Here is a 9,445-nt window from a genome sequence, read left to right as displayed (position 1 = left end):
CCAGAACGGCTTGCCTGCCGACTTCCGGCTCGTTGGCGCGACCACCCGCTCGCCCCAGGATATCCCACCGGCCCTCCGTTCACGCTGCATGGAAATCTATTTCCGTCCGCTGCTTCCCGATGAAATTTCGCTCATCTCCCGGGATGCAATTCAGAAAATCGGGCTAAAGCCAAGCCCGGAAGCTGTCTCTGTTGTCCAGAAGTACGCCACGAACGGACGCGAGGCGGTCAATATGGTTCAACTCGCCGCCGGTCTCGCGCTTACGGAACAAAGAGATGTCTTGAGCGCGGCCGATGTGGAATGGGTGGCGGGCAGCAGTCAGCTGCCGCTGCGTACCGAGCGCAAGATCCCTTCCGAACCTCAGGTTGGGATAGTGAACGGGCTGGCGGTCTGCGGTCCGGGCATGGGCATGCTGCTTGAGATCGAGGTCTCGGCGTCTCCTGCCGCGAATGGAGCGGGAAGATTGAACATTACCGGAGTCGTGGATGAAGAAGAAATCGGCGGCGGCTCGCGAACGCTTCGCCGCAAGAGCATGGCGAAGGGTTCGGTCGAGAATGTCCTGACCGTTCTGCGTTCGATGAATCTGTCGCCCGACAGCTATGATCTGCATGTGAATTTTCCGGGCGGCACACCCATTGACGGACCTTCCGCCGGGGTTGCAATGGCTGTCGCGATTGTCTCCGCTATCCGGGGCCTGCCGGTGGACAATACGGTGGCCATGACCGGGGAGATTGGCATCCGCGGCAAGGTGAAGCCGGTCGGCGGCGTTGTGGCGAAGGTGGAAGCGGCGCTGCAAGCGGGCGCCACGACAGTGCTCGTGCCCAAGGACAACTGGCAGTCCCTGTTCGCTGATTTGGCGCAGGCGCGCGTCATCCCCATTGAGACTGTGGAGGAGGTTTTCCGTCTTCTATTCGGCGCCCATCTCGAAGATGTCCGGCTGTCCGCCGTTGCCGGAGACCGCTTTACGGCCCCTCCCGCGCTGCTAAAGGCGGATGCCTCGGGAGAAAGCGCCAATCTGTAACGTTAATCCTGTTGCAAGCGGCCGGGCAGTTTATGGACCGGCTTATGCCAAATCTGCGCCAACTGGCCGCCTTGTGGGCGGTCAGTTGGTGTTTTGATGACGCTTTTGATAAAATAAAAAACAAAAGATGTGACATACACGAGAGCGATTGGAGGTACGAAAGCGATGGTATCCAAACAGACAAAAGGTCGTCGTTTTCCTTTGTTGCCGCTCAGAGGTCTCCTTGTGTACCCAAGCATGGTCCTTCATTTGGATGTGGGTCGCGAGAAGTCAGTTAAAGCGCTGGAAAAAGCGATGGTTGAAGATAATCTGATCCTCCTTTGTTCTCAATCGGAAGTCAATATTGAAGAACCGGGTCAAGATGATATTTTTCGGGTCGGGACAGTCGCGAATGTGCGGCAGATGCTGAAGCTCCCCAACGGCACGATCCGTGTGCTTGTGGAGGGCGTTGAACGGGCCGAGATTATTCACTATACGGATAACGAGGAATTTTACGAGGTTATGGCGCGGGAGCTTCCCGAGCAGCCTGACGATGATCCGGAGAGCGACGCGCTGATGCGCACGGTGCTGAGCCAGTTTGAGCATTATATTACCTTGTCCAAAAAGGTGACGCCAGAGACGCTCGCGGCCGTATCGGACATTGAGGAGCCCGGGCGCCTCGCCGATGTCATTACAAGTCATCTTGTGCTGAAGATCAAGGATAAGCAGGAAATTCTGGAGACGATTGATGTGCGCAAGCGTCTGGAGAAGCTGCTTGATATTCTCGGCAACGAGCGCGAGGTGCTGGAACTGGAACGCAAGATTAACCAGCGCGTCAAGAAGCAGATGGAGAAGACGCAGAAGGAATACTATTTGCGCGAGCAGATGAAGGCGATCCAGAAAGAGCTTGGCGACAAGGAAGGCCGTGCCGGCGAAGCCGAGGAGCTGCGTGCCCAGGCGGAGGAGAAGGATCTGCCGGAACGGGTCAAAGAGAAGATTGACAAGGAAATTGACCGGCTTGAGAAAATGCCTGCGAGTTCCGCCGAAGGCGGCGTCATCCGCAATTACGTGGAAATGCTGCTAAGTCTCCCCTGGAACGACTGGACCGAGGACGATCTGGACATCGCCAAGGCGGAGCAGGTGCTCGACGAGGACCACTACGGGCTGGATAAGCCAAAAGAGCGGGTGCTTGAATACCTGGCCGTTCAGAAGCTTGTCAAAAGTCTGAAAGGACCGATTCTCTGTCTCGTCGGCCCTCCGGGAGTCGGCAAAACTTCGCTGGCCCGGTCGATTGCACGCTCCCTGAACCGCAAGTTCGTCCGCATCTCTCTGGGCGGCGTGCGAGATGAAGCGGAGATTCGCGGCCACCGCCGCACCTATGTCGGCGCGATGCCCGGACGGATCATTCAGGGCATGAAGACGGCAGGGTCGCTTAATCCTGTCTTCCTGCTAGATGAGATCGACAAGATGGCTTCCGATTTCCGAGGGGACCCTTCCGCGGCGCTGCTGGAGGTTCTGGACCCGGAGCAGAACAATACGTTCAGCGACCACTTCGTGGAGATTCCGTTCGATCTGTCGAACGTCATGTTCGTGACGACGGCCAATGCGGTGCACAATATTCCCCGTCCGCTGCTTGACCGGATGGAGATGCTGTATATCCCGGGCTACACGGAGCTTGAGAAGCTGCAAATCGCCAGCCGTTACCTGCTGCCCAAGCAGAAGAAGAATCACGGACTGGAGGACGGCCAACTGGTCATTGAGGAAGGGACATTGCTAAGCGTCATCCGCGAATATACACGGGAATCCGGAGTCCGGAACCTGGAGCAGCAGGTCGCCGCGCTGTGCCGGAAGGCGGCCAAGCAGATTGTGTCAGGAGAGAAGGAGACGGTCAGCATCTCCCCCGGCGACATCAAGGATTACCTGGGAACGGCCAAATACCGTTACGGAATGGTGGAGCTGGAAGATCAAATCGGCACGGTTACCGGCCTGGCCTGGACTGAGGTGGGCGGGGATACGCTGCTGATTGAGGTGACGGTTCTTCCGGGAAGCGGCAAGCTTATCTTGACCGGTCAGCTTGGTGATGTTATGAAGGAATCGGCGCAGGCCGCATTCAGCTATACGCGTTCCAAAGCGGAGGAGTTTGGCATTCCGTCCGATTTTTACGAAAAGAACGACATTCATATTCACATTCCCGAAGGGGCAATTCCGAAAGACGGGCCTTCGGCGGGCATTACGATTGCAACCGCGCTCGTGTCCGCGCTCACCAAGCGTCAGGTCTCGAAGGACGTTGCAATGACGGGCGAGATCACGCTGCGGGGGCGGGTGCTGCCGATAGGCGGACTTAAGGAGAAATCGCTGGCCGCCCATCGCGCCGGCTACAAGAAGATACTGCTTCCCAAGGATAACGAGCGGGATCTAAAGGAAATTCCCGAGAGTGTGAAGAATGATGTGGAATTTGTGCCCGTCTCCCATATGGACCAGGTGCTGCATCACGCGCTTGTAGCCAAGATCGCGGATCAAGCCGTTCAAAGTTTGCAATAGGGTTCTAGAAAGGAAGTCTAATGAAAGTAACCAAAGCCGAGTTTGTGATTAGCGCCGTCGGCCCGAATCAATACCCTGAAGACGCCTTGCCGGAGATTGCTCTGGCAGGGCGCTCCAATGTAGGGAAGTCGTCCCTGATCAACCGAATGATTAGCCGCAAAAATCTGGCCCGCACCAGCTCCACCCCGGGCAAGACGCAGCACATGAACTATTACCGTATTAATGATATGATGTATTACGTTGATTTTCCAGGTTACGGCTACGCCAAAGTATCCAAGGTTCAAAGAGCGGCCTGGGGCAAGATGGTGGAGAAGTATTTGGCTGAACGCGAGACGCTCAAGCTGGTGCTGCTCGTGGTGGACCTGCGCCACCCTCCGACTGCGGATGACAGGATGATGCACGAATGGCTGAAGCACTACGATATTCCAATGTGCGTGATCGCAACCAAAGCGGACAAAATCCCCAAGACCCGTCTGCCAAGACATATTAAAATTGTGAAAGAAACGCTTGGAATTCTTCCTGGCGACAGCTTCATTCCCTTCTCTTCGGAGCTGGGCCTTGGAAGGGATGAACTGTGGGCGCTGATTGAAAGCCGGATTGCTTCCGGAGAACAACTGGAAGGACCGGAATCGGACGCTGACAGCTAATCCAATCCATGTGGAGTGTTACATCAAGCAACCATTTTCTGGATGAATTTGGTTGTTTTTTTGTTTGCAATTATCTAAAAATTTTAAGAGAAAGGACCGATAAGAATAATATGATAGATATTCATAGTCACATCCTGCCTTCCGTAGATGATGGCGCATCCGATTGGGAGGACGCCCTGGCTATGGCGCGGGATGCCCATAAGGACGGTATTCATACCGTGGTCGCAACACCTCATCATGCCAACGGGCAATATCTGAATCCGGCGGACAGCATCATGGATGGAGTAGATAAAGTTATGCCGCCGAAACACGATTCACGTATTGGCTTCTGATGCACATAACGGAAATTCCAGGCCTTTTGGACTATATGGTGCCTATCAGCTGATTGACAAACATTTGGGAGAGGAGACGGCAGACTGTTTTCGCAAGAACGCGCAGAATATTGTCAGCAATATTCCGATAGAGAAGAGACTTGTTGAAAGATCAGGAAAAAAACGTCATAATTTTTTCGGATTATTTTCCAGAAAAGACTAACCAAAGTTTTCATATAATGATAGAATAGAGTTCATGACTTTGTTAATTCTTGCACAAGTAGGTACATGGGAGTGGCTTCACAAATTTTAATACATATAAGAAGAGGTGGATGAACAGTGACATTGAAGAAGAAACTGGCCGTATCGACGCTTGCAGTCAGCATGGCGGCGGCGTCTGTGGCGGGACTCCCGCTCAGCGGCAAAGGCTTGGCCCAGCAATTGGGATTTGTTAACGTGGCTTCGGCCGCAACTGCGGTAAGCAATGCACAGGTGAAGGCTAATCTATTAACGCTTTTCGCTAGTTTGCAGCCTGCTGACTGGGACAAGCTTGCAGCTTTCTACGATGACGTTAACGCTCTGTCCAAGTCGGAATACAAAGAAATCTTTGCTCCGATTCTGAGCAAGCTTCAGCTTGACATTGAGCAGGCGGATACATCGTTCGAGTTGTTCAAGAGCGCTACAAGCGTGGTCTATGATGTCTATCAAGGCGATTTCGCCGCAATCGACAGAATTCAGACAAATGCCGATTATGTGAGCCTGCTGGATGACATTGCTGCCAAGGCTGAAGTGGACGAGCTGACCATCGACGATTTCGTGGAGTTCTTCTTCGGAACCTCCGGTGTAGAGAGTGAGTTCCGTGAGCTGCTGAAGAACAAGACGCAGAGCGAGCTGAATGCGATTATTAACGACCCTTCCGCATTCGAAGAGTTGTTCGAGGAAGCCTATGACAATCTTCTGAAGCAACCGGTAGGGTCCGACAAGGCAACAACGGTAAGTGATGCCGTCTATAACCTTGGTATTACTCCGTCAGACGTGAAGACAACACTCTATGGTCTGAAAACTACTATTCCTTCGGCGACACCGGCTGCACAAGCGCTTGCAAAGGCCTATATCCGTGCCTTCCCTCTGGGCAAGTCTGATCCAGCCCCCACTCCAGATGGTATAACTGCTCCTATTCCTACACCCGATCCTACTTTATTCGACGCCTCCAGGTTCGTTACCGTAGTGGGCAACAAGGCGACACTGGCTCTAGTTGACGCCGATGTGATCAAAGCAATTCAGGCGCTTGCCGCAGCCAAGGCAGGAAATACATTGACTCTGAATCTGGGTACAGTGAATGCGGACACGGTGGAGGTTCCAATCTCCAAAGCGATCATTGATGCAGCCAAAGCAAACGGTATTGCCAACATCGCGATTACGTTTAACGGTGTGACCATTACGATTCCGGTAGCCCAGTTTGACGCAGCAGTGACGCTGACCGTTACGAAAGCTAATCCTTCCGTGGCGACTTCCGTAACTTCCCTGAAGCTGGCCTCCGATGTATACGAGTTCGGCCTGACGGTTGGCGGCGTGCCTACATCAACATTCAAACAGCCGATTACAATCAAGCTTCCTCTTAAGAACACTGACGGCCTTGATAAAGAACTGCTGTCCGTAACAAAGATTGTATACGGAAATCTGCAATTCCAAGGCGGCGTAGTTGACGGTGGATTCATCATTGAGCCGCGTGATACCTTCTCTTCCTACGTTGTCGTAGAGAACAAGGTAACCTTCAACGACATCGCCAGCGTACAAGCCTGGGCCGGAAGACAAATTCAGGTCGTCGCGGCAAAAGGCGCGATTGAAGGCGTAGGCGCCGGCAAATTCTTGCCGAAGAATAACATTACCCGCGCCGAGTTCGCAAAGATGCTCATCCGTGCGCTGAACCTTGAGAATAGCTCGGCTGTAAACAGCTTCAGCGACGTGAAGAAGACCGATTGGTTCGCTCCATACGTTGCGGCAGCGGCCGATAAAGGCATCATTAACGGACGCAGCGCTTCCAAATTCGATCCGAACGCGACAATTACCCGCGCCGAAATGGCAACGATGATTTCCCGAGCGCTCAAATCGGTTCACAATCTGAAGGACAGCGATGTTTCCGCAACGGCACTCGGCTCCTTCTCGGACGCGGCTAAGATCAGTCCTTCGCTTAAAGACGGAGTTGCATTTGCGGCCAGCAAGGGCTTGATTATCGGCAATGCAGGCAAATTCAATCCGAACAATAAAGCGACACGCGCCGAAGCGGCTGTCATCATTTATCGTTCGATCAACTTCAAATAAGCAGTAAACGGTTAGCGTGCCTCCTCTCAGGTGAGTGAGAGGGGGCGCTTTTTCAAAATCGAGTTAACTCGTAGCGAAAGCGGGGAGAACATTTTGTTTCGGAAAAAATGGCGGAAAGTCATTGTTTGGACACTTGCAGGTCTGATCCTGCTTGGTTCGGGAGGCTTGTTGGCAGTAAATTATGCAATCAATAAATTTATCGCTTCAATGGCCATAGATGTGGATTCCGGGCAACCAAGCAATTCGAATGATATCCAGAAAGAATCGAATATGGAAGCTAGTGAAGATAACTTACCAACAAGTGCCACAAATAAGACACCGGAAATGATTAACAGCGAGGGAACAGCGGCCGTTGGAGAACAGACGAAAGGCAGCAGTCCTGCTGCTATAAGCTCAAATGGTGCGAAAACCAACAATCAAGACACATCAGCGAAAGACCTTGATTCCGTAAAAGCCTATAGTCCGAATGTATCGACTAAGAAGATTGATAATGTTAAAGAAAGCGTAACGATTAAAGACAAGGCCAATGTAACCGAAATTCTGCTGAAGAATCTTGATTTGTCCAGTATTAGAAAGCTGCAAGAACTTGCTAAGGGCGGCTTGACGGTCGAAGAGAAGAAGGAGGCGCGGGCAATTATTATGAGTAAGGTTTCTCCTGATGAGTACAATGAGCTTGCGATAATCGGCAAAAAATACGGTGTAAGTGAAGGCAGAAATTACGATCAAATCATGAAATCACTGGAGGATGACTAACCTTGAGGAAATTCCGATACATCTCAGTGCTGCTCTGGTTGGCATTGATGGCTACGGCTCTCCCCGTATCAGCATCGTCGTCTGAAAATGCTGTTAAGGCGTCAACAATTAATGTGAAGCTGAATTTTGATGACGGTATGCTCGAATTACCGGAAGGGCAATATGTGTTTATCCAGAACGGAAGCAGCTATGTTCCGTTTAGATTTGTTTCTTACGCACTTCAAAAAAATATCTCCTGGAATGGAAAGACCAAAGAAGTTACCGTCTCTGATCCTAACTTGGCTCAACAGACTATGATCAAAGAATATCTAATGAATGCTTCCTCAAACTCATCTATTCATTCATTTAAACAGAAATCAATCTCATTGACGCCGATTAAAGTCAAATTCACATATACAAATGGGGTAGCGATCACCCAAGCGAAAGTGAGCTTTATGCTTGATGGCTCGCTCTACGTGCCCATTCGATTTCTCTCAGAGCTTGTAGGTACGGAAATCACCTGGAATCCGAAAGATTTGTCAATTACAGGGAAATCTCAAGCCTTTAAGAATAAGACCGCTGAAGCAACCACGGGGAGTTCGGTTTCTAAGCCGAAGGAATCCGAAGTGCCTGCGGAGAAGCAAGCAGGAGCGGGTGCTGGAACTGGAGTAAGTGCAGGAGGGGGAGCATCCAAGCCTAGCTACGATAGTATTCTGGCAGATACAGAAGCTAAGCTTCAAAATTTGTACAATCAAAGCTCAGCAGCATTGATGAGCCTGGCCGTTGAATATTACTCCGCTTCCGACAGTGAAACAAAATCAAAATTGAAAGCAAAAGGCGAAGCGTTGATGAGCCAGTTTTCAAGCTCTTTTGAAAGTATAGTACAAGCTGCTGAAACCAAACTGAAAGCCAATGGCTACAGCACCGATATCATTCAGCAGTACAGAGATAAATTTAACGAAGAGATAGAAGCAGGTAAAAAATTAGCGAAAAGTCTCGATTAGAACTTGAACGAATAGCTTTACCCAGGAGCAGGGAGGTGAGCGCAATGAGTCAAAAAGTTTTGATTATATGTCAAAATTTTTATCCTGAAATCGGTAGTGCAGCCAACCGAATGAAAAATATATATCTGGAACTTGAAAAAAGAGGATATGAGATTACCGTTCTCACTTCCGAGCCCAGCTACCCCAATCGAAATCTTTATAAAGATTCTATTTTTTGGCAGGATGGCGGTTTAGAACGGAATGTTATTCGTTTCAGCACAAGAACCCGTAAATATAATAATAATATATTTAACCGACTGCTGTTATATCTTGAAATGTGCTTTAAAATTGTATCCAAAATCAACCGTTTAGACAGAAAATACGATATCGTTTTCGCAACAACGCCTACTATTTTCGTCGGATTAACGGGCCTGTTTGCAAAATGGAAATTAAGATGCCCACTAATTTTGGACGTTAGGGATCTTTGGCCGGAATCTTTATTGGGAGTTGGAGTTTTTACATTCAAGCCTTTCATTTCATTGGCTTATATTCTGGAGAAGAAGCTGTATCGGGGCGCGAAGCATATAATAGTCAACAGTGAAGGCTTTATTCCACGCATTGTAAGCAAGGGAGTAGACCGGCAAAAAATAAGCTTTATGCCGAATTCATTGACAGATGAAGAACTACTCGCAGCCTCAAAGGAAGACAACAGCAATGAGGGGATTACAGTTATTTATACCGGGAATATCGGATTGGCTCAGGATCTGGAAATTCTAATCGAAGTTGCCGAAAGAATGAAGGATCTACCTATCAAATTCAAGATCATAGGCTATGGATTCCGTAGCAAGGATCTCAAGATGCAGATAGAAGAAAAGAGATTGCATAATATAGAGTGGATTAACGCGAAGA

The 9,445-nt window shown here is 50.2% G+C and carries 9 protein-coding genes; all 9 read left to right on the top strand.

The genetic code is table 11. The features are described 5' to 3' along the window. A partial coding sequence (locus L692_RS0110690) for a S16 family serine protease (RefSeq protein ID WP_025699712.1) occupies positions 1–1,021 on the top strand: 1,021 nt, incomplete at its 5' end. A gap of 165 nt (positions 1,022–1,186) precedes the next feature. After that, positions 1,187–3,541, top strand: a complete 2,355-nt coding sequence (gene lon / locus L692_RS0110685) for an endopeptidase La (RefSeq protein WP_025699710.1) — start codon at positions 1,187–1,189, stop codon at positions 3,539–3,541. A gap of 20 nt (positions 3,542–3,561) precedes the next feature. After that, positions 3,562–4,188: a ribosome biogenesis GTP-binding protein YihA/YsxC gene (yihA, locus tag L692_RS0110680; protein ID WP_025699708.1), complete on the top strand. Its 627-nt coding sequence runs from the start codon at positions 3,562–3,564 to the stop codon at positions 4,186–4,188. 8 nt (positions 4,189–4,196) lie between these two features. Then, a complete protein-coding gene (locus tag L692_RS33495) occupies positions 4,197–4,520 on the top strand; it encodes a CpsB/CapC family capsule biosynthesis tyrosine phosphatase (RefSeq protein ID WP_232238765.1) in 324 nt (107 codons plus the stop codon). Beyond that, a complete protein-coding gene (locus L692_RS33490) occupies positions 4,510–4,722 on the top strand; it encodes a hypothetical protein (RefSeq protein WP_232238764.1) in 213 nt (70 codons plus the stop codon). The genes L692_RS33495 and L692_RS33490 overlap by 11 nt, the downstream gene beginning before the upstream one ends. A gap of 116 nt (positions 4,723–4,838) precedes the next feature. Continuing rightward, a complete protein-coding gene (locus L692_RS0110670) occupies positions 4,839–6,821 on the top strand; it encodes an S-layer homology domain-containing protein (protein ID WP_025699706.1) in 1,983 nt (660 codons plus the stop codon). A gap of 93 nt (positions 6,822–6,914) precedes the next feature. Next, complete coding sequence (locus tag L692_RS30600) at positions 6,915–7,574, top strand: hypothetical protein (protein WP_025699703.1); 660 nt, start codon at positions 6,915–6,917, stop codon at positions 7,572–7,574. A 2-nt stretch (positions 7,575–7,576) separates the two neighbouring features. Further along, entirely contained in the window at positions 7,577–8,557 is a 981-nt protein-coding gene (locus L692_RS0110660; protein WP_025699701.1) for a copper amine oxidase N-terminal domain-containing protein, read from the top strand. A gap of 44 nt (positions 8,558–8,601) precedes the next feature. Next, the coding region (locus L692_RS0110655) for a glycosyltransferase family 4 protein (RefSeq protein ID WP_025699699.1) at positions 8,602–9,445 on the top strand (844 nt) is incomplete at its 3' end.

The sequence above is a fragment of the Paenibacillus forsythiae T98 genome (assembly GCF_000520735.1).
Taxonomy (GTDB): domain Bacteria; phylum Bacillota; class Bacilli; order Paenibacillales; family Paenibacillaceae; genus Paenibacillus_AQ; species Paenibacillus_AQ forsythiae.
Note: the sequence above shows the minus strand (reverse complement) of the source record. Positions and strands in the feature narration are given on the sequence as shown.

Coding starts and splice junctions, on each gene's coding strand:
- L692_RS33495 (WP_232238765.1), top strand. CDS start 4,197: ATGTGGAGTGTTACATCAAGCAACCATTTTCTGGATGAATTTGGTTGT.
- yihA (WP_025699708.1), top strand. CDS start 3,562: ATGAAAGTAACCAAAGCCGAGTTTGTGATTAGCGCCGTCGGCCCGAAT.
- lon (WP_025699710.1), top strand. CDS start 1,187: ATGGTATCCAAACAGACAAAAGGTCGTCGTTTTCCTTTGTTGCCGCTC.